18 protein-coding genes and 1 pseudogene are annotated in these 18747 nt (G+C 62.3%); 9 read left to right on the top strand and 10 right to left on the bottom strand.

Annotation, left to right across the window (positions count from 1 at the left end):
• Positions 1-28 precede the first annotated feature (28 nt).
• The 6 genes from NKJ89_RS00450 to NKJ89_RS00425 are packed head-to-tail and all read right to left on the bottom strand — an operon-like array spanning position 29 to position 5826.
• Positions 29-964, bottom strand: a complete 936-nt coding sequence (locus NKJ89_RS00450) for a phosphatidate cytidylyltransferase (RefSeq protein ID WP_352598964.1) — start codon at positions 962-964, stop codon at positions 29-31.
• Positions 964-1626: a lysophospholipid acyltransferase family protein gene (locus NKJ89_RS00445; protein ID WP_352598962.1), complete on the bottom strand. Its 663-nt coding sequence runs from the start codon at positions 1624-1626 to the stop codon at positions 964-966. The genes NKJ89_RS00450 and NKJ89_RS00445 overlap by 1 nt, the downstream gene beginning before the upstream one ends.
• Positions 1623-2066, bottom strand: a complete 444-nt coding sequence (locus NKJ89_RS00440) for a hypothetical protein (protein ID WP_352598960.1) — start codon at positions 2064-2066, stop codon at positions 1623-1625. Before NKJ89_RS00440 ends, NKJ89_RS00445 begins: the two co-directional genes overlap by 4 nt.
• Complete coding sequence (locus tag NKJ89_RS00435; protein WP_352598958.1) at positions 2063-3388, bottom strand: phosphatase PAP2/dual specificity phosphatase family protein; 1326 nt, start codon at positions 3386-3388, stop codon at positions 2063-2065. Before NKJ89_RS00435 ends, NKJ89_RS00440 begins: the two co-directional genes overlap by 4 nt.
• A 5-nt stretch (positions 3389-3393) precedes the next feature.
• Positions 3394-5178, bottom strand: coding sequence for a bifunctional alpha/beta hydrolase/class I SAM-dependent methyltransferase (locus NKJ89_RS00430; protein ID WP_352598956.1), 1785 nt, complete (start codon positions 5176-5178; stop codon positions 3394-3396).
• A 39-nt stretch (positions 5179-5217) separates the two neighbouring features.
• Complete coding sequence (locus NKJ89_RS00425) at positions 5218-5826, bottom strand: CDP-alcohol phosphatidyltransferase family protein (protein WP_352598954.1); 609 nt, start codon at positions 5824-5826, stop codon at positions 5218-5220.
• A 215-nt stretch (positions 5827-6041) separates the two neighbouring features.
• Between NKJ89_RS00425 and NKJ89_RS00420 the strand changes: the two genes are divergently transcribed.
• From NKJ89_RS00420 to NKJ89_RS00395, 6 genes and pseudogenes are all read left to right on the top strand, one after another.
• Positions 6042-6521, top strand: a complete 480-nt coding sequence (locus NKJ89_RS00420; RefSeq protein WP_352598952.1) for a MarR family winged helix-turn-helix transcriptional regulator — start codon at positions 6042-6044, stop codon at positions 6519-6521.
• The gene (locus NKJ89_RS00415) at positions 6518-7699 is read left to right on the top strand and encodes an HlyD family secretion protein (RefSeq protein WP_352598950.1); all 1182 of its coding nucleotides are present in this window, start codon (positions 6518-6520) and stop codon (positions 7697-7699) included. Before NKJ89_RS00420 ends, NKJ89_RS00415 begins: the two co-directional genes overlap by 4 nt.
• Positions 7700-8002: 303 nt before the next feature.
• On the top strand, positions 8003-9535 hold the full coding sequence (locus NKJ89_RS00410) for a DHA2 family efflux MFS transporter permease subunit (protein ID WP_352598948.1): 1533 nt from the start codon (positions 8003-8005) through the stop codon (positions 9533-9535).
• Between the two features lie 435 nt (positions 9536-9970).
• Positions 9971-10186 carry a hypothetical protein gene (locus NKJ89_RS00405; protein ID WP_352598946.1) on the top strand — a complete coding sequence of 72 codons (216 nt, stop codon included), beginning with the start codon at positions 9971-9973 and terminating at the stop codon, positions 10184-10186.
• 12 nt (positions 10187-10198) lie between these two features.
• Positions 10199-10834: pseudogene (locus tag NKJ89_RS00400) on the top strand (PAS domain-containing protein); the annotation flags it as partial.
• 48 nt (positions 10835-10882) lie between these two features.
• Complete coding sequence (locus NKJ89_RS00395; protein ID WP_352599326.1) at positions 10883-12652, top strand: putative bifunctional diguanylate cyclase/phosphodiesterase; 1770 nt, start codon at positions 10883-10885, stop codon at positions 12650-12652.
• Between the two features lie 68 nt (positions 12653-12720).
• Here the strand turns inward: NKJ89_RS00395 and NKJ89_RS00390 are convergent, their stop codons facing one another.
• A complete protein-coding gene (locus NKJ89_RS00390) occupies positions 12721-13236 on the bottom strand; it encodes a CAP domain-containing protein (RefSeq protein ID WP_352598945.1) in 516 nt (171 codons plus the stop codon).
• Positions 13237-13308: 72 nt separating this feature from the next.
• Positions 13309-13665: a winged helix-turn-helix transcriptional regulator gene (locus tag NKJ89_RS00385; RefSeq protein ID WP_352598944.1), complete on the bottom strand. Its 357-nt coding sequence runs from the start codon at positions 13663-13665 to the stop codon at positions 13309-13311.
• Between the two features lie 106 nt (positions 13666-13771).
• Here NKJ89_RS00385 and NKJ89_RS00380 point away from each other — a divergent pair, with 106 nt between their 5' ends.
• On the top strand, positions 13772-14476 hold the full coding sequence (locus NKJ89_RS00380; RefSeq protein WP_352598942.1) for a glutathione S-transferase family protein: 705 nt from the start codon (positions 13772-13774) through the stop codon (positions 14474-14476).
• A 218-nt stretch (positions 14477-14694) separates the two neighbouring features.
• Entirely contained in the window at positions 14695-15522 is an 828-nt protein-coding gene (locus NKJ89_RS00375; RefSeq protein ID WP_023762293.1) for a DUF2189 domain-containing protein, read from the top strand.
• Positions 15523-15532: 10 nt separating this feature from the next.
• Here NKJ89_RS00375 and NKJ89_RS00370 read toward each other — a convergent pair whose 3' ends face one another.
• The gene (locus tag NKJ89_RS00370) at positions 15533-16165 is read right to left on the bottom strand and encodes a LysE family translocator (protein ID WP_023762294.1); all 633 of its coding nucleotides are present in this window, start codon (positions 16163-16165) and stop codon (positions 15533-15535) included.
• Between the two features lie 162 nt (positions 16166-16327).
• Complete coding sequence (locus NKJ89_RS00365) at positions 16328-17563, bottom strand: TadE/TadG family type IV pilus assembly protein (protein ID WP_352598940.1); 1236 nt, start codon at positions 17561-17563, stop codon at positions 16328-16330.
• A gap of 319 nt (positions 17564-17882) precedes the next feature.
• Here NKJ89_RS00365 and NKJ89_RS00360 point away from each other — a divergent pair, with 319 nt between their 5' ends.
• A complete protein-coding gene (locus tag NKJ89_RS00360; protein WP_352598938.1) occupies positions 17883-18743 on the top strand; it encodes a TIGR01459 family HAD-type hydrolase in 861 nt (286 codons plus the stop codon).
• Positions 18744-18747: the final 4 nt, after the last annotated feature.

Below are 18747 nucleotides of genomic sequence, written 5' to 3'. Positions count from 1 at the left end.
TCTGGAGAGGCGGCTACAGACGGCTCACTCAGACCGTCCAGAAATAGCGCACAATGTGAAAGAAGATCGGGGCAGCGAAGACCAGGCTGTCGGTGCGGTCCATCATGCCACCGTGACCTTCGATGAGATGGCCCCAGTCCTTGACGCCCTGGTCGCGCTTGATGGCCGAGGCGACCAGACCGCCCAGAAATCCCATCGAGCAGGCGACGAAGGCCACGGCCGCCGCCTGCAACGGCGAAAACGGCGTCACGAACGACAGCAGCGCGCCGAGCAGGCTCGCCGACACCAGTCCGCCGATCAGGCCTTCCCAGGTTTTCGATGGCGAGACGTTCGGCGAAAAGCGGTGTTTTCCAAAGAGCTTGCCGAAGATGTACTGCAGCACGTCGCTGCCTTGCACGACGATGATCAGGAAGGCGATCAGCAACAGGGTGCGACCTTCGAAGCCCGGCACGTCGAGTGTCAGCAGGGCAGGGACATGGCTGACGCAATAGACCGCGATCATCACCGCCCATTGCTGCGCGGCGATCCGCTCGAGGAAGCGTTCGGTGTCGCCATGCAGCGCCGTGATCGCCGGCATCAACAGGAAGCAATAGACCGGAATGAAGATGACGAAGAGCCCGTACCAGGCGGTCCACACCAGCCAGTATTGAAACGGTATGATGATGCCGAACATGCCAAGCAGCACCCAATGGTCGCTGCGGCGCGTATGCGTCAGCGTCACGAATTCGCGCAGCGCGGCGAAGGAGATCAGCGCGAACAGGATAGTCATACCGTAGCGGCCGAAGAAGAAGGCGACCGTCATCATCGCCACCATCACCCACCAGGCGTTGATGCGCTGGGTGAGGTTGACCAGCGTCGAACTCAGCGGCTTCGGCGCCCGCGCCGAGAGTAAGGCGGCGACGGTGCTGGCGGTGGTCAAAACCGCCAGCAGGCCGATGATCAGGATGGAGATATCGTAGCGCATCAATCGTCTCGCTCGGGACGCGGGTTGAGCGCCAGAAGCGTGGCGTGAGCGCGTTCGAGAAAGGCGCGGCGTTCTTCGCCAGGCGCCACCGCGACCGGTGCGCCGAAGACGACGCGGCACAGCAGCGGCACCGGCAGGAACTGGCCCTTGGGCAGCACGCGCGACATGTTCTCGATCCAGCACGGGATCAGCTCGACCTCCGGCCGCGCCATCGACAGATTGTAGAGCCCGGAGCGAAAGGCCAGCAGCGGCTCCTCGGTCATGTTGCGGGTGCCCTCGGGAAACAGGATCAGCGAGTGACCCTGGTCGAGAACTGACAGCATGATCTCGATCGGGTTTTCCTCAGGCTTCGTCCATTGCCGGTTGATGAGCACGGACGACAGCATGTCCTCGGCAATGAAGCGGCGCAGCCGCGACTTTCCCCAATATTCGCCGGCGGCAACTGCGTGCGTGATCGCGCGTTCCCGTTCGCTGAGGCACGCCGACAGCAGGATGAAGTCACCATGGCTGGTGTGATTGGCGAAATAGATGCGCTGTCGGTTGGATGGCAGGCTGCCGCTCCAGATCGGACGCACGCCGGTCACCATCCAGGCCAGCGCCGAGAGCCCGACGGAGGTTACCGTCTGCAGCAAGGTGAACGTTTTCAGCGAAAGCTTGTTCATCGTGGCGCCCAGAATCCCGCCGCCAGAAGCGCTGCGGCAAATAGCGCCAGGGCCGTGCGCTGCTTGAACAGCAAGCGGCCTGTGCCGGCCATGCGGTCTTCGAGCGTGCGTGTCGTGGACGGGAGGGGCTTCAGGCGCATGCGCGCCAGCATGTCGTCCACCGCGGCGCCACCGGAAGCTTCGTCATTGTGACTGCCCATCAGCCGGAACAGCAGCGCATCGAACGCCAGCAGTGCCGACAGCGCCAGCACGGCGACAGCGCTACCGGCGGTGGTGGACAGCGCGAGGGCTGCAGGCAAGGTCTCGAAGGCGCCGCGCGCCGAGGCGGCAAGGGGCGCAAGGATACTTGCGGCAACCACGAGTGCGGCCGGCCATGCGGCCTGCTGCATCAGCATGCGGGCGAAGCGGTCGACGCGGTCCTGGTAGGCATTGCCGGTCATGGCGCAGTCCGCTCCGTGGTTTGGGCAAGATGAACCGGCCGGCCGGCGGCGATCAGCTTCTCGCGGGCAAGCGTCGGTGTTTCGGCTCTGCCGGTCGCCACCAGCCATTCGGCGACGACGCCGGCGCTCCGCTGGAAGCCGAGCGCACAGCACACCAGCACGGTGCCATCGCGGCGCGCGCTCTCCAGCGCGCTGGTTGCCTGTTGCTGTATCGCTGCCGGCGGTGGCAACAGGTCGATCATCGGAAAGCTGATCCAGCGGCAATCGGCTCCCGCCGGCTTTTCAAGTTCGGCGGCGAGGTCGATGACCGTGCCGAAGCTGTTGGCCTCGCGTGCTGTGGGAAAGCGTCCAAGAAAGACGCCATCGGCAACCGCCACCTGGGGAGCAAGATTGCGCGTCCAGGCCCACATGTTTGCCCGGGCACCGAGGCGGTAGGGCAAGAGCAGAATACGGCTTGCAAGCGTGATGCTGCCATCGGCGGATTTCTGGAACACCTTTGAGCCGGCCCCGGCATAGGCGCAGGCGACGATGGCCAGCGCCAGCGCCGGCCAAAGCAGGAGAAGCGCGACGGCGCAAAAGAAAGCGCCGAGCGCGGCACCGGCCAACGCAAGGGCGGCGCCCAGCGCATAGAACAACGCCAATCGCCGCGCCTTCGCATTGCTGGTCAGCCGGACACCTGAAAACGGCAACGCGCCGCTGGGCGGAAACAGCCACAGCGCAAAAACACCGAGCAGTGCTCCGGTCGGGATGTCGATGAAATGATGCTGCCAGGTCGTCAGCACCGAGGCACCGATCAGAAAGCACCAGCCATGCCAGACCGGCAGGAGAAAACTGCTGAGCCGGTGGCGCCAATGATCCCAGATGATCACCAGCAGGGCGATGTGCAGCGACGGCGCCTGGTTGAACGGCTTGTCGAAGCCGCCCAGCACGGCAAACAGGAAACCCGGCAGCCCGGTCGTTGCCGGCCGCACGAACGTCGCGGTCAGCGGGAACAGGATGAAGAAGGCAACGGCGACGATCTGCGCCGTGAGATAACGTCCGGCCAGGTGGTCGACCCCTTGCCTGTTGTCGTTGAGCAGCAGCGACAGGCCGTAGAACAGGTTGATTGACCAGTAGGGCACGATGGTCCAGGCGATGAACGGGATGCTGTGTTCCCAGGAGAAAACGATGCTGCCGACATCGTCGCGCCGCGACGCCAGCCAGTTGGCGAAGCCGTAGCTGAGGTAGAAGAACGGCGCCAGAAAGGCCAGCCACAGGGCTGCCCTGACAACCACCCGTCCATAAGGCTCGGTGCGTGCGGTCGATGCAAACGATGACACCATGCTGTTCAGCGGCGCCGCGCGACCGAGACGGTGAAGATACCCCATTGGTCGATGCGCTGGTCGAGCTTTTCGAAACCGGCGGCTTCGACAAGCTGGTCCATCTCGCATTGCGTGCGTCGGCGCATCACCCAGGCCTCGCCGCCACGATGCGAGGTCAGGCTGCGGGCGATCATCTCGAGCTGCGGATGCCAGGGCTGGTTGGTGTAGAGCAACAGGCTTCCCGGCTGCATGGCGCTGGCCAACCCACCGAGCGAGCGGGCGATCATCGCATTGTCGGAGAACAGTTCGTAGAGGCCGGAGACGATGGCGAGGTCGGGCGCCGGATCGGCTTTGGCGAGCATGTCGGCATCGAAAGCGTCCGCACGCTGGAACGAGACATCAGCCGGCAACTTCCGTTCGGTGATCAGCTTGCGGCCAAGCTGCACGTTGAGGTCGGAATAGTCCTGCAGGCGCACGCTCGCCGGCTGGTCGGGGTTCTTCACGATGGCATCGAGAACATAGCGGCCGTGGCCGGCCGCGATGTCGAGAATATGCGCCGGCCGGCCGTCGGCCTTGAGCGTCGCCAGGCAAGAGCCGATCAGTTCTTCGAGATGCAATTTGCGCTGGCGGATGCCGCGCCAGCCGATGGCTTCAAGGAAGACCCGGTCGACGACGCGGCCAAGAGATGTAAGACCCCGCGCGTCGTTCTCGTAGACGTAATCCAGTGTCGAGCCGGAATCGAAGCCGGTGGCGATGCCGGTCTTCATGCCCTGCGAGACCCAGGCGCCCATGCGGATGGAGGCACGGCTGAAGGCCCAATAGAGGCCTTTGGGCGACAACAGATCGAGCGGCGAGGCAAGCCTGTCGGCCTCGTCGCGGGTGTAGCCGGCAATATCCGCCTGCTTCAGGTCGACCGGCGCATCCGGCGCCGCAAACTGCTTCGCCAGGAACGGCCGGATCAGGTCGAGGGCCTGCGCCCGGTCGCGCTCGCCCAGCGTGTCGTGGAAGAAACCCGGCAACACATGGCGTTCCTTGGTACGGCTGCCGAGATTGACGAAGAACTGGTGCTGCGGGCCGTGGCGCACCACCCAGTCGCTGCCCGAGAGCAGCAGCTGCGTCGGCACGGTGATGGCGCGGGCGTCAGCGACAATCCGGGCGGCGTGCTGGTAGAGCTCGACCAGGATGTTGGAGGCGATCGGCCGGGTGATCAGCGGATCACTCTCGAAAGAGGCGATGCGCACCGGATCATGGGTCAGGAACTTCGCCTTGACGTAGGAATTGACGAAGAAGCGGCCCTTGATCTTCTGCCACAACGCGATGCCTTCCCTAGCGAAGGGCACGTAGAGTTTTACCAAAAAGGCCGGTGAGGCCAGCACCATGGCGCGCAGCTTCGGCGCATAGTCGTGCACCCAGGCTGCCGCGAGCACGGCGCCGAAGGACTGCGCGATCAGCGCGATATCCTGCGTGGCGAAGCCATCCCTGGCGGCAATCTCGCGCATGAAGCAGTCGATGTCGCGCACCAGGGCCGAGAAGGACGGGGCATAGCCGCGCTCGCCGGACGAACGGCCATTGCCGCGCGCATCCCACGCATAGAAAGCATGGTCCGGCATCTGCAATTCGTCGACGAGATGAGCCATGCGGCCGCCATGCTCATGGCCGCGATGGAAGAGCACCACCGCGCCCTTGGCATCGGCGAAAGCCGCCGGCCAGAAGCGGTAGAAGATCTCCGTCCCGTCATGGCTGCGGAAGACCCGCTCCTGCGCTTGCCGCTCAAGACCTTCGTTGGCCGCGGCGTTGATCGGTTCGTGCATTACGGTCTTTCCCTCTGGCGGCATGGCGAGCCCTCGTGCTCAGCTGGCGCTGCCAATAAGGCCGGCGCGTATCCGGTTGATGGCGGTCAGCAGCGAAAGCGTTGCCATGGCCGGAAACACAAATGGCGCGATGGATGCCGGCCAGAACCCGGCCGCGTACAGCACGGCGACCACGCCCAGGGCCAGTGCCCTGTCGCTCTTGCCGAACGGCCCGGCATAGTTTCGTCCGACCTTCGCAGCGATGCCGAGCACGCCGGCGAACTCAGTCATCACAGCCGATATCGCGAAAGCGATGACGGCCCATGCGCCAAATTCCGGAAAGACAGCAAAAGGGAGTGTCAGCGCGAGGTCCGAAACGACGTCGCAAATCTCGTTCAGATACATGCCGAGCGTCGAGGCCTGCGCATGTTCCCGCGCCAGCATGCCGTCCACGGCATTCAGCGCCATGCGCACGAACATCACCGCGGGGACAAGCAACATCAGCCAGCGCAATTCATGCAGAACCGCTATGGCCGCCCCTGCAGCCATCGACATCAACGCCGCCAGGATGGTTATGCTGTTTGCGGTAACCCCGATCGCCGCCAGCCGATTGACCAGCGGCCGCAGTCGTCCCTGGAAAGCCGGCTTGAGAGCGTAAAGCGTCGGCATTGTCGTTGATCCCCCGATCCTGACCAAAGGCTGTACAACAATATGTCAGACACGACCAGCATGAGGTGGCGGAGCGGCTATGCCGACCGGCATGGCGACCAGGCGCTCACCAATCGCTAACCATGACCACATCGCATGGCTGTCGTGCACATTTGCCAGCTTTTGATGCAACGCAGCGTCTTGAATAGTAAGCAAGCTTATTATATATCCAGCTCATGGTTTCCGATGGCATCGACAGACTGGGCTTCTTGATCCACGACGTGCAGCGCTTGATGCGCAAGCGCTTCGAGGCGAGGGCCAGTGGCTTGGGGCTTTCTTCGGCGCAATGGCGGCTTCTGGTCCGCGTTGCCAAGGAAGATGGCGTCGCGCAGGCGCGGCTGGCCGAACTTCTCGAAATCGAGCCGATCAGCGTTTCTCGCTTGGTCGATCGCATGGAGGAGGGCGGCTGGATCGAGCGTCGTCCCGACGCCACCGATCGCCGCGTCCGCATGATCTTCCTGACGCCCAAGGCGAGCGAAGCCTACGCCGTGATCAAGAGCATTGCCGGGGAAGTCTATGAGGAATCGCTGGTCGGTGTGAAGCCGGAAGCCCGTCGTGTCCTCATCGAGGGCCTTGAAGCGATGGTCCGGAACCTGACCGACGACGAGACGCCGTCCATTGAAAAAGTAAAGAATACAGAAGGCACAGCAGCATGAACGCGGTAGCCAAGATAGACGAGAAAGCGACCGAACTGGAAATGGAGGCGCCGGCACAGCCGGCCGCGGCCCCGGTTACGGTTGCTCCCCCGGTGCAGCCTGCCCTGTCCCCTGTGAAGAAGAAGCGCCGGCTGGGTCGCTTTCTGCTGATGGTCGCGCTGCCCGCAGCACTCGCTGTCGGCGGCGGCTATGTCTGGGTCACCGGCGGCCGCTACCAGGAGACGGAGAACGCCAATCTGCAGCAGGCCAAGGTGTCGATCGCGTCCGACACAGCCGGCCGCATCGTTCAGGTCGACATAGCCGACAATCAGCTGGTCAAGCAGGGTGACGTGCTGTTTGCCATCGACCCCGAGCCCTACCGGATCGCCTTGGCCCAGGCCGACGCGGCGGTTGCGGGAGCGCGTCTCAATGTCGAGCAGCTGCGCGCGGCCTATGGCCAGTCGATGGCTCAGCAAAAGTCCGACACCAGTCAAGTCGCCTTCGCCCAGTCGCAGTTCGACCGCGCCGCCGACCTTGCCCAGAAGGGCATCAACGCCAAGTCGTCGCTGGACGAAGCCAAGAACGATCTCGACAAGGCCAGGCAGCAGCTCGCCGTTGCCGAGCAAGGCATCATCAGCGCCAAGGCAGCCCTTGGCGGCAATCCCGACATCGAGACCGACAAGCACCCGACCGTGATGGCCGCGCTCGCCGCACGCGACAAGGCGGCCTACGACTTGGCGCAGACCACGGTCAAGGCGCCGGCCGACGGCGTCATCAGCCAGGCTTCCTCATTCAAGGTCGGCCAGTATGTCGGTTCCGGCACGCCGCTGTTCTCGCTGGTCGAGACCGGCGACACCTGGATCGCCGCCAATTTCAAGGAAACACAGCTCACCCACATGAAGCCCGGGCAGAAGGCTGATGTCGTGGTCGACACCTATCCGGGGCGTACCTTCGAGGCGACGGTCAAGGCGATTGGCGCCGGCACGGGAGCCGAATTCTCGCTGCTGCCGGCCCAGAATGCCACCGGCAACTGGGTCAAGGTCACGCAACGAATTCCGGTGCGCCTCGAACTGACCGATGCCGACGCCAAGATGGCGTTGCGCACCGGCATGAGCGCCACCGTTACCGTCGACACCGGCGTGGCGCGGGGACTGCCCTCGATCTTCGGTCACGCCACGGCTGGCGAGGCCGCGCAGTAAAAGTCAACAGAATCCCGCGCGGATCAGCGGGCGGAGGTGAATAGCAGGCTGATGGGAGGAGCTGGAAGGATCAGCGTCTGGGCTTGGCCGCGTCGCGGCTTGACCGGCATGTGAAATCTTCGGCACGGACCCGTCGGTCCTCATGTTTCCGGGCGGCAGGCATTCGCTCATCAGAGACTTTCAGTCGATGTAACCCCCACATCGACAATCGCGTCCCACCGCGACGAGGGTCTCTCAACGGAAGGCGTTGCCGCCCGGAAACCCGTTGTACACGTTTTTGTTACCTGCTGGAAGTTCCACGTCATGAGCACGCCCGAACCCTTCAAAGAAGTGCCGCATCGTGGGCTGATCACGGTCGCGCTGATGCTGGCGACGATCATGCAGGCGCTCGACACTACGATCGCCAATGTCGCACTGCCGACCATGACCGGCGATCTCGGCGCCTCGCCCGACAACATCAACTGGGTGCTGACCTCCTACATCGTTGCCGCCGCCATCATGACGCCGGTGACCGGCTGGCTGGCCGACCGCTTCGGCCGCAAGGAACTGTTCCTGGGGGCGGTTGTCGGCTTCACCGTGTTCTCGATGCTGTGCGGTATCGCCTGGAGCCTGGAGAGCATAGTGTTCTTCCGGCTGATGCAGGGTGTGTTCGGCGCCGCCATCGTGCCACTGTCGCAAACCTTCCTGCTCGACATCAACCCCAGGGAACGCCACGGCCAGGCAATGGCCATCTGGGGCGCCGGCATCATGCTGGGGCCAATCCTCGGCCCGACGCTCGGCGGCTGGCTGACCGAGAATTTCAACTGGCGCTGGGTGTTCTTCATCAACCTGCCGGTCGGCATCATCGCCTTCCTCGGCATGGCCGCCTATCTGCCGGCGGTTGCCCGGCGGGTGCGCAGCTTCGATTTCTTCGGCTTCGCCATGTTATCGCTCGGTGTCGGTGCGCTGCAGCTGCTGCTCGACCGCGGCGGCGAGGTCGACTGGTTTTCCTCGATCGAGATCTGGATCGAGCTTGCTCTTTCGATCACCGGATTCTGGGTGTTCATCATCCACACGCTGACGGCGGAACGTCCTTTCATCGACCCGAAGATCTTCCTCGACCGCAATTTCGTGACCGGGCTGGCATTCATCTTCGTCATGGGCGTGCTGATCCTGGCCTCGATGTCGCTGCTGCCGCCGATGCTGTCGACCATCTTCGGCTATCCGACCGTCACCATCGGTGTCGTCTTGGGGCCGCGCGGTGTCGGCACGATGATTTCGATGCTGGTCGTCGGGCGGCTCATGAGCAAGATCGACGCCAGGATTCTTGTGGTCATCGGATTCTTGCTGACCGCGCAGTCGCTCTACACCATGTCCAGCTTCACGCCGCAGATGGACAACTGGCTGATCCTCAGCTCCGGCGTCATCCAGGGCCTGGGCATGGGAATGGTGTTCGTGCCGCTGTCGACCGTCGCCTTCGCCACGCTTGACGTGCGCTTCCGCACCGATGCCACGGCCTTGTTCAGCCTGGTGCGCAATCTCGGCTCGTCCATCGGCGTGTCGGTCGTGACGGTCCTGATGGTGCGCAACACGCAGGTCAATCACACCGAGCTTTCGGCCTTCATCAACCCGTTCAACCCAAATCTCTGGGCCGCCTCTCCGGCAGCCGCAAGCGGCGATCCAATGGCGCTTTCGCAGGTCGATCGTGTGGTCAATCTTCAGGCGATGATGATCTCTTACGTCAACGACTTCAAAATACTCATGGTGATGACGCTGCTTGCCATCCCGTTTGTGTTCCTGCTGCGCAAGCCAAAGCAGGCGCCGGCCGGTGGCGCACCAGCCGCGCATATGGACTGAAGCACATCGCGTCGAAACGGATTCATGTGACGCGTTTTAGGTCTTTGGTTGCTATGCATGTCGTTGTCTCAAGCCGGGGCTACTTTTTGAGCGACATGCGTTAGATGCCGTTGCGCTTGAGGTTGTAAGTCTCCATGGCAAACCAGTCTGGAGATTTATGAATATGCAGCTTGCATTCTCAACTATTCCAGTAGCGGATGGCGCAGTGGCGATCGCTCCGGGCGGTGTCAACCAAGTTCGTCCTGATGTTGAAGAATACCGGGTCCGGGAGCTAGATGGAGGGTTCGAGGACGGCCCTTGGCTTCAGGTATTCAGGCTACGCGGCGCCGATTTCGATCCGGTTCATCTGTCATTAGTATGTCCGTAATACTATAGGCGGACTTTCCGTCCAGGCGAGTGATAGTTCTGCCAGACGCCAAATCGGAGGAACTCTGTTTGGTCACGAAATCATCCAGGCTAGCCATCGAGGTGCCCGAGTCGACCGGTCTGGCCGCGCTGGCAAAACTGGCTACGGCTTCCTACGAAACCCTCGAGCACGAGCTTCGAGCTACGATCGTCGAACTCCAAGGCCAGGCGCTCCGTTTCAAGACGGTGATCGACAACATATCGCAAGGCATTTGCTTTTTCGACGCCGATGAACGTCTGATCTAGTCCAACCGTCGCTACGCGGAGATCTACCGCATTGCGGTGGAACAATTGCAGCCGGGCCTGACACTGGGTGAAATCGTCGACCGACGCGTCGCTGCCGGAACATCCGCTATGGCCGCCGACGCCTATCTAGCATTGGCCCGGTCGGTCAATTCGAGTGTTACTTCAAGAATCTGGACCGCCAATCTCGCCGATGGCCGGACAATTCAGGTCTGCCACCAACCTATGCCCGACGGCGGCTGGGTTTCCACGCATGAGGACATCACGCAACTCTCGGCCAATCGCCAGATTGTCGATGAACGCATCTCGCTGCAAACGCTGATCGACTGGGTGCCCGGCTATCTGTGGGTCAAGGACACCGAAAGCCGCTTCGTCGTGGTCAACAGGGCCCTTGCATCCGACAGTGGCCGGGACAAGACGACCGACATGATCGGCTTGACCGACTTTGATGTCCATGCTCCCGAACTTGCGCAGAAATTTCGCCTGATCGAACAGAACGTCCTCACCGGCGGACAGCCGATGATCGACGAGGAGGAGTTTGTTGTCGATGCGTCAGGCACCGGCAAGTGGTTCTTGTCGACGAAGGTTCCGCTGCGCAATGTTAAAAATGAGATATTCGGTCTGATTGGCATCGCCCACGACATCACTGCTCGCAAGCAAGCCGACGTCCTCCGTAACGGGCAGGCTCAAATCCTGGAAATGATCGCGATGAGCGCGCCGCTCGAGGACGTGCTCGACCGCCTCATGCGCCTCGTGGAATCCCAGCTGACAGGCATATTCGGTTCCGTTTTGCTCCTCGACAAGCACGGCAGCCATTTGCGGCACGGTGCGGCGCCGAGCTTGGAGAAAGGCTATACGAACGCCATCGATGGCGTCGCCATCGGTCCCAAGGTCGGATCTTGTGGGACCGCCGTCTATCGGCGGGAGCCAGTCATTGTCGCCGACGTCATGCAAGATCCGCTGTGGGAGGATTACCGCGAACTAGTGGCGGTGTACGGCTATCGTTCTTGCTGGTCGACCCCGATCCTGTCGCATCAGGGCGCGGTCTTGGGTGTCTTTGCAATGTATTCGATGACGGTGCGTTTACCGGTCGAGGCCGAGACCCGGCTGATTGATTTCACGACCCGCATCGGCGGTATAGCGATCGAGCGCAAACTGGCTGAAGACCAAATCCACTTTATGGCAAATCATGACGTGCTTACCGGGCTTCCCAATCGCGCTTTGCTGGAGGACCGGCTCTCTCAAGCCATCTTGTACGCGCAGCGATACGATCGCTGGGTGACGCTGGTGTTCGTCGACCTGGACAATTTCAAGCTCGTCAACGACACGCTCGGCCACAATGCCGGGGACGAGCTTCTGAGGACCGTCGCCAGCCGTATGGTCGAATGCGTAAGGGCCACCGACACCGTCGTGCGACTTGGCGGCGATGAATTTGTGATCGTCCTGTTCGACCAGCCCACGGATGTCGATCTCATCTCCCAGAGCTTGCAGAAGATCCGGGCCGCGATTGCAGAGCCGGTTCATCTCGGAGAGCATCAGCTACGAACAACAGCCAGCATCGGCATCGCAAACTATCCCAAGGATGGGGCGAGCCCGGAAACACTCCTGGCCAATGCGGATGCAGCCATGTATCGCGCGAAAGAGTTCGGCCGCGACAATTTCCAATTCTACGCTCCCGAATTCAACTCGAAGGCTCATGAAAAATTCGTGCTTCAAGAGGAGTTGCGAAACGCCCTGGCCGCCTCGGAATTCGCGCTGCTCTACCAGCCGCAAGTTGATCTTCGCTCGGGGCGCGTCTTCGCGGTGGAAGCGTTGATACGCTGGAACCATCCGACACTGGGAGTGGTAGCGCCGACCAGTTTCATTCCTACGGCCGAGGAGACAGGTTTGATCGTGCCGATCGGCGATTGGGTTCTGCATGAAGCCTGTCGACAGAACAAAGCCTGGCAGGATGCGGGTCTGCCGCCGATGACGGTTTGCGTGAATGTGTCGGCACGGCAATTCAGGGAAAAGAACCTGGTCGGACGTGTCGTCAATGCACTCCAGGAGAGCGGCCTGGAGGCAAGCTATCTGGAGCTGGAGTTGACTGAAAGCCTCATCATGCAGGACATCGAATTGGCGGTCGCGACCATGAACGAACTGCAACACCTTGGCGTTCAGATCTCGATCGACGATTTCGGGACGGGCTATTCCAGCCTCAGCGCACTCAAGACGTTTCCAGTTGCGCGGCTAAAGATCGACAAATCTTTCATCAACGACGTCGCCGATGACGAAAACGATCAGGCTGTTGCGAGCGCCGTGATTTCGTTGGGTCAAAAATTGAACATGAGGGTTATCGCCGAAGGCGTCGAAACCGACGATCAAGTGGCTTTCCTGCTCAAAAACAATTGCGATGAAATGCAGGGCTATCACTTCAGCAAACCGGTCTCCGCACGGGACATCGAGACCTTGCTCAACCCCAAGGATTGACGGCTCAGCCATTGGTCCGCCGCGCAGCTTGACGAAGAAGCCGGCGGCCGACGGCGACACGCCTGCTCCTATTTCCCGAGCACGAGACTCCAGTAGCGGAGATCGCTGTCGCTGCCGTCGCGCACATAAGCAAGGCCAAAGCGGGTGAAGCGCGGGTCGAGCATGTTGCGGCGATGGCCGGGTGAATGCACCCAGATATCGAAAAGCTTCTGCAGGTCGAAACGGCCTTCGGCGATATTCTCGGCCGCCGCACCCGCAATGCCATTGCCTTTGACGCGCGAGGCGAAATCCTTGCCCCAGCCGGTGGTGTGGCTCATGCGACGGCGTTGCGCCATATAGCCCGCCTGCTGCAGGGCGGCCTGTTCGAGTTGCCGGTCGGGGGTCAGCGCCGCGAGCCCCGCCGAAGCGCGGATGCCGGACAACGTGCCGGTGGCGGATGAGGAGACCCCGGCGCCTTCGCCGGTCGGCAGCGAAACGGTGCTGCAGGCGGCGAGCCCGGCCAGGGCGACGAGGCCGACGCTTTTCAGCAGCATGCGCCTGTTCAGGTTCGGGATCGGGTGGTTTTCGATTTTCGCAACGGTCATGCCCACCTGAGATAGTGGCGATCATGGCTTTTGCCGGGCAGGGCGGCGAAAACCGCGGTAGAATCGGTGATCCTAGGCGGCGGTATCGAGATTTGATTCCGTGGAACCGCCGACCCGATCGTTCTCCGTATGCACCCACCAGGCGCCGAGTGCATCGATCAGCTGCACAAGCTTGCGGCCGGGCGCCGTGAGATCGTAATCGACGCGCAGCGGATAGCCCGGATACACCGTCCGCCGCACGATACCGGCGTCCTCCAGCTTGCGCAGTTCCAGCGCCAGGATGCGATGCGAGACGGTTGGGTTGTCGCGCCTCAGGTCGCTGAACCGCTTGGTCCCGTCCTTCAGATAATAGAGCAGCAAGGTGGGCCAGCGGCCGCTGAGCACGCGCATGGTCTCTTCGATCGGGCAGCGTGAGACGACGGTTTTCATGGGTAGTCCCTGGTTACAGAATTGTGCGTAATTTACATGGGGCGACCAGCGTTTAGGGTCAAGTTTCGCTGCGCGGCGTGATCCCTTGAATCATGGAAGAAAACAAATGGAACCTATCCTCCTTTATGGCTTCCCGGCGGGAAGCTCGATGGGGCTCGTCGCTGCCTTTGAACGCGTCGGGCAACCCTATCGCCTGTGTCGTGTCGATATGCTCACCGAGATGAAGAACGATGCCTATGCCAGCATCAACGGCCGTCAGGAAACACCGGTTTTGATCACCGACGAAGGCGCGGTGCTGACCGAGACCATGGCCATCGCCGCGTGGCTCGAAGCCCGCGACACGCAACGTCGCATCAGCTTCGACCCGCGCACGCCGCAAGCCGACCGCATGCATCAGCTGATGGCCTTCGTGAACACCGGGTTCACCGCCGCTTTCAGCCCGCTCTGGGTAGCATTGGAAATGGCCGCGGATGAACCGGCTCTGAAGGCGACTTTGGGCGACTTCGGCCGCAAGGCCGTCACCGAACGCCACGGCCGCCTTGAAGCGATGATCACCGATACGGACTTTCTGGTCGGCGATCGGCTGACGCTGGCGGATACCACGCTGATTGGCGTCGCCCGATGGGCGGAGTTCCACCAGGCGATCGACGGCGCTGCCTATCCCAAGCTGGCCGGGTTGCGCCGACGCATCGAGGCCGAACCGGTGGTGCGATATGCTCTGGCTGTCGAGGATGGCGAAAGCCCTGCTGGTTCGGGCGCCTGCCTTGGCCATGTGCCGCTGGCCGAGGTGATCGATCGCTTCGCTGCCTGACGCGCTTCAGGTATTTCAATCGCGCGGCGTCGACATGCCTGGCGCCGCGCGACTGCAATGCCGGTACCGAGCCGGGGAGAGAACCGGAATCAACCCAACCCGATCCATGGACTTGGCGACAAGCGGCTCTAAATCGACTAGAATAGCGCTTGAACGAAAAGTGGCAGCTCCGGGCGGCCATCCTGGCGGTGACCGCCCCGACATACGGGAGGAAGGTTATGGCCGGCTTTCATGTCATGGCGGACGCACGTGGAATGCACGTGCAGCCAGCAGTGCGGCGCATTACCACGTCGGACCTTTGGGATGCACTGCGCCTCGGCGCCGAGGATTTCTGGGCAAAGCCATCGCATTACGTGTTCCTGTGCCTGATCTATCCCATAGTCGGCCTGATCCTGACGCGGTGGACGTCGTCTGGCGCCAATGCCATCCAGCTCATCTACCCCCTGATGTCGGGTTTCGCGCTGGTTGGACCGTTTGCCGCGATCGGCCTTTACGAGATCAGCCGCCGGCGCGAGCTCGGCATGGACACTTCCTGGTGGCATGCCCTTGACGTGCGCCGCTCGCCGGCGATTCCGTCGATCGTGGTGATCGGGGTAATGCTGGTCGCGCTGTTCCTATTGTGGCTGTACACCGCCCAGTCGATCTACACTGGCCTGTTTGGCGATCGGCCCCCGTCCTCGATCGGAGACTTCGTCCGCGAGGTGCTGACGACCAGCAAGGGCTGGACGCTGATCCTTGCCGGCAACGCTGCGGGTTTTGTCTTCGCCGCGGTCGTGCTGGCCACCACCGTGATTGCCTTCCCGCTGCTGCTCGACCGCGATGTCGGCGCCGTTTCGGCCATCGAGACCTCAGCGCGGGCGGTCATGACCAATCCGCTGCAGATGGCGCTATGGGGGCTGATGGTCGCCGTGCTTCTGGTGATCGGCTCGATCCCGCTGTTTGCCGGGCTCGCGGTGGTCATGCCGGTGCTCGGCCATGCCACCTGGCATCTCTACCGCAAGGTGGTCGAGCCGGAGCGCGCGCAGCAGCCTAAGAGGCCGATGTAACGAAGCGCTCTCAGCGCTGCGCGTCGGTCGCCATCTTCAGCGCCAGTGCCGCCAGCACGGTGCCCATCATCCAGCGCTGGATGACCAGCCACAAGGGCCGTCCGGAGAGGAAGGTGGCGATCGAACCGGCCGTCACCGCGATGATGGCATTGACGGTGAGGCTGATCGTGATCTGCGTGGCGCCCAGCACCAGAAGCTGCGACAGGACATGGCCTTTGCCCGGGCTGATGAACTGCGGCAGCAGCGACAGATACAGCACGGCCACCTTCGGGTTGAGCAGGTTGGTCATCAGGCCCATCGCGAACAGCTTGCGCGGCCTATCCCTTGGCAGTTCGCGCACCTGGAATGGCGAACGCCCGCCCGGCTTCACCGCCTGCCAGGCAAGCCAAAGGAGATAGAGCACACCGGCAAAACGCAGCGCGTCATAGGCATAGGGCACGGCGAGCAACAGCGCGGTGATGCCGAAGGCCGCCGCCAGCACATAGAAGAGAAAGCCGAGCGCCACGCCACCGAGCGAGATCAGCCCGGCCTTCGGCCCCTGCGACAGGGAACGCGAGATCAGATAGATCATATTGGGGCCTGGCGTCAGCACCATGCCGAGGCAGACCAGCGCGAAGGCGAGATGGTTGGCGGTTTCGGGCATTGGTTCGTTCCCCTGCCGTGGGTAGGTGATCCCGCGAGCGGTCAACATGTGCCTGTCCCGGCAGGCGCGCGCAAGAGCATGGTTGCGCCAGCCGTTGCGCCAGTTGGTTGCCGATGCCTCTGGATCAGCCGACGATGTCGCTCAAACGTTCGGAGGCGTCTTTCATTTCACGAGAGTAATGCGGCGGCTGGCATACATCTCGCGAATTCCAAGAGCGGCCGTGCAATCCGTTCTGACGGATGAGTTTCCCGTCATCTGCACGGTCTTGCCAACAAGCCTCAGGCAGTCGCCTTGGCCGCTCATATCCGAGTTGCCGGCGTAGGAAATGGGAGCGTCAGGCGCATAGACGAAACCGCTGATCACGGAATTTGCGCCGCCATTCAGCGTCAGGGCGGACGTGTTCCCGCGATCCTCGAAAATGGTGATGCCGGCGTAAGGGCCGCTGGACGGCGGGGAAAGGTTCACCTGCTCATTGGCGTTTATGTAGATCTGTGCGCCCTCCATGAGGAATATAGTCACGCCCTGGCCGGTCAGGCTACCGTTGCCTCCGGGCTTGATGGCGGTGCCGCGCAGGATGTAGACGCCCGGATCAAGTGTGATGTTTCCCGACAATGTTTTGTCGCAATAGGTGCCGGGCGACAGCCTGTAGGTCTTGCCGTTCCCGTTCGGGACCGGCAGACACAATGTGAAGGGAGGAGGGACGACGTCGGCCAAAGGATCAAACGACGCATATTGATGTTCGAGCGGCGTTCCACAGGTGAGATTGGCGTTGGGTAACGAAAGGCCGGAAGTGCCGCCGACGGTCGAGACGCAGCCCGCTGAAACCAGCGCGGAACCGCCTCTGTTCACAGCATCGGACGCATCGGAGTTTGCCGCGATCACGCAGTTGGTCATCGAGACATTGGTCGAGCCCTGCAGGCTCACGGCCGCCGATGCCTGCGGATCGAGCGCCAGCACGCAGGCTTGCGCGCCGGGTTCCAGTTTGACCGAGGCGGAGCGGTGAGCCGGCCAGGACGGCGCGCCGCGGATAAAGCTTGCTCGGCTGATGCTGGAGGAAACCGAGATGTAGTAGGCGCTCGCGTCCCCGCTGGCTGCCGCCGAAAAGTTGGAGACGCTGCCCGAATATTCCTGCTGGTCGGCGGTGCTCATGTTGGCCGAGAAAAATGTCAGCCCGAGCGCCCGGACATTACTTGCCGTCATGCCGGGCGAGTACTTCGTGCCGACTGCGAGCCCAGCCGCGTCCAGTGAGTTCTGCAATACCGCGGCGTCGTCGCTCGTGCCCACCAGATCCATGATGCCGGCCACGCTGACCATTATCGGCAGCATCGCTATGGCGGTCGCCAAGGCAAAGTTGCCGCGCCTGTCGCGCGCGAATCTGAGGATCATCGCCTTCAGCATCCCTGCCCAGAAGCCAGTTTTCGGCATGACAATGCTGACAAAATGCTAAATTTCATGTTGCTGGATGTCTCAAAGGCCGGCCAGCTTTTTGATGGTTCGTTAACCATGCCGGCTCCGACGGCGCAATAATGCGCCGCCGTGACAGCTCTCTGAAGCGGCGAAAACATTGGCGCCGCGCTCCTTTGTGCGAGGCATCCGCTACCGCTCCCGCGGCCACGCTGAAAGCGGGTGACAGGCCGGGGCGGTTCGGCTAATCCGAACCGGCTGCGGCGAACCGTCGGCCGTGGTGCTCGTGGTGATCATGACTGAAGGAAATGGCATGGCGGATTCGCCTGAAATCATCGGCTCGCTCGAAGACGTGTCGAAGACCTATTCGGCAATCCTGTGCGATGTCTGGGGCGTGGTCCACAATGGCGAGAGCCATTTCCCGGTGGCGGCCTCGGCGCTTGCGAGGGCTCGAGAGGTAGAAATCCCCGTCGTCCTGATCACCAATTCGCCGCGCAGAAGTGCCGATGTCGTGGCGCAGATGAACGCGATCGGCGTTCCACTATCAGCCTACGACCGGGTGGTCACGTCGGGCGACGTGACCCGAGATTTGATCGCCGAGGGCCCGCGCAAGATTTTCCATATCGGCGCCGACCGTGACTTCACCCTCTATGAAGGTCTCGACGTCGAACTTGTCGAGGAATTCGAGGCGTCCGGCGTCGTCTGCACCGGTCTGTTCGATGACGAGGTTGAGAAGCCCGAGGATTACACCGAGCTTCTGCGGCGGCTGCGCGCCAGGAACCTGCCCTTCATCTGTGCAAATCCCGACATCGTGGTCGAGCGTGGCGAACGCCTCATCTGGTGTGCCGGCGCGCTGGCACGCGATTATGCCCAACTCGGCGGCCGCACATTGATCGCCGGAAAACCCTACGCGCCGATCTACAACGTCGCCATGAAGGAGGTTGTGGAGCTTCTCGGCCGGCCGGTCGAGCGCGGCCAGGTGCTGGCCATCGGCGACGGAATGATGACGGATGTGAAGGGCGCTGCCGACAATGGTTTCGACGTTCTCTATGTCTCCGGCGGTATCCATGCCCGCGACTATGGCGACGCACTGCAACCGGATCCGGCAAGGCTGGCGGCCTTCCTGGAAAAGCATGGATATCGTCCGGTGGCCGTCATTCCCAGACTGCGGTAGGTGA

The organism is Mesorhizobium sp. M0047, from assembly GCF_040323315.1.
Classification (GTDB): Bacteria; Pseudomonadota; Alphaproteobacteria; order Rhizobiales; family Rhizobiaceae; genus Mesorhizobium.
This window is presented reverse-complemented; position numbering and strand designations above follow the sequence as displayed.

Excerpts from the sequence above, each read along its gene's own strand:
- NKJ89_RS00430 (WP_352598956.1), bottom strand. The coding sequence starts at position 5,178 with ATGCACGAACCGATCAACGCCGCGGCCAACGAAGGTCTTGAGCGGCAA.
- NKJ89_RS00440 (WP_352598960.1), bottom strand. The coding sequence starts at position 2,066 with ATGACCGGCAATGCCTACCAGGACCGCGTCGACCGCTTCGCCCGCATG.
- NKJ89_RS00390 (WP_352598945.1), bottom strand. The coding sequence starts at position 13,236 with ATGACCGTTGCGAAAATCGAAAACCACCCGATCCCGAACCTGAACAGG.
- NKJ89_RS00370 (WP_023762294.1), bottom strand. The coding sequence starts at position 16,165 with ATGCCCGAAACCGCCAACCATCTCGCCTTCGCGCTGGTCTGCCTCGGC.
- NKJ89_RS00420 (WP_352598952.1), top strand. The coding sequence starts at position 6,042 with ATGGTTTCCGATGGCATCGACAGACTGGGCTTCTTGATCCACGACGTG.
- NKJ89_RS00445 (WP_352598962.1), bottom strand. The coding sequence starts at position 1,626 with ATGAACAAGCTTTCGCTGAAAACGTTCACCTTGCTGCAGACGGTAACC.
- NKJ89_RS00395 (WP_352599326.1), top strand. The coding sequence starts at position 10,883 with ATGATCGCGATGAGCGCGCCGCTCGAGGACGTGCTCGACCGCCTCATG.
- NKJ89_RS00415 (WP_352598950.1), top strand. The coding sequence starts at position 6,518 with ATGAACGCGGTAGCCAAGATAGACGAGAAAGCGACCGAACTGGAAATG.
- NKJ89_RS00375 (WP_023762293.1), top strand. The coding sequence starts at position 14,695 with ATGGCCGGCTTTCATGTCATGGCGGACGCACGTGGAATGCACGTGCAG.
- NKJ89_RS00450 (WP_352598964.1), bottom strand. The coding sequence starts at position 964 with ATGCGCTACGATATCTCCATCCTGATCATCGGCCTGCTGGCGGTTTTG.
- NKJ89_RS00425 (WP_352598954.1), bottom strand. The coding sequence starts at position 5,826 with ATGCCGACGCTTTACGCTCTCAAGCCGGCTTTCCAGGGACGACTGCGG.
- NKJ89_RS00410 (WP_352598948.1), top strand. The coding sequence starts at position 8,003 with ATGAGCACGCCCGAACCCTTCAAAGAAGTGCCGCATCGTGGGCTGATC.
- NKJ89_RS00360 (WP_352598938.1), top strand. The coding sequence starts at position 17,883 with ATGGCGGATTCGCCTGAAATCATCGGCTCGCTCGAAGACGTGTCGAAG.
- NKJ89_RS00435 (WP_352598958.1), bottom strand. The coding sequence starts at position 3,388 with ATGGTGTCATCGTTTGCATCGACCGCACGCACCGAGCCTTATGGACGG.
- NKJ89_RS00385 (WP_352598944.1), bottom strand. The coding sequence starts at position 13,665 with ATGAAAACCGTCGTCTCACGCTGCCCGATCGAAGAGACCATGCGCGTG.
- NKJ89_RS00365 (WP_352598940.1), bottom strand. The coding sequence starts at position 17,563 with ATGCTGAAGGCGATGATCCTCAGATTCGCGCGCGACAGGCGCGGCAAC.
- NKJ89_RS00380 (WP_352598942.1), top strand. The coding sequence starts at position 13,772 with ATGGAACCTATCCTCCTTTATGGCTTCCCGGCGGGAAGCTCGATGGGG.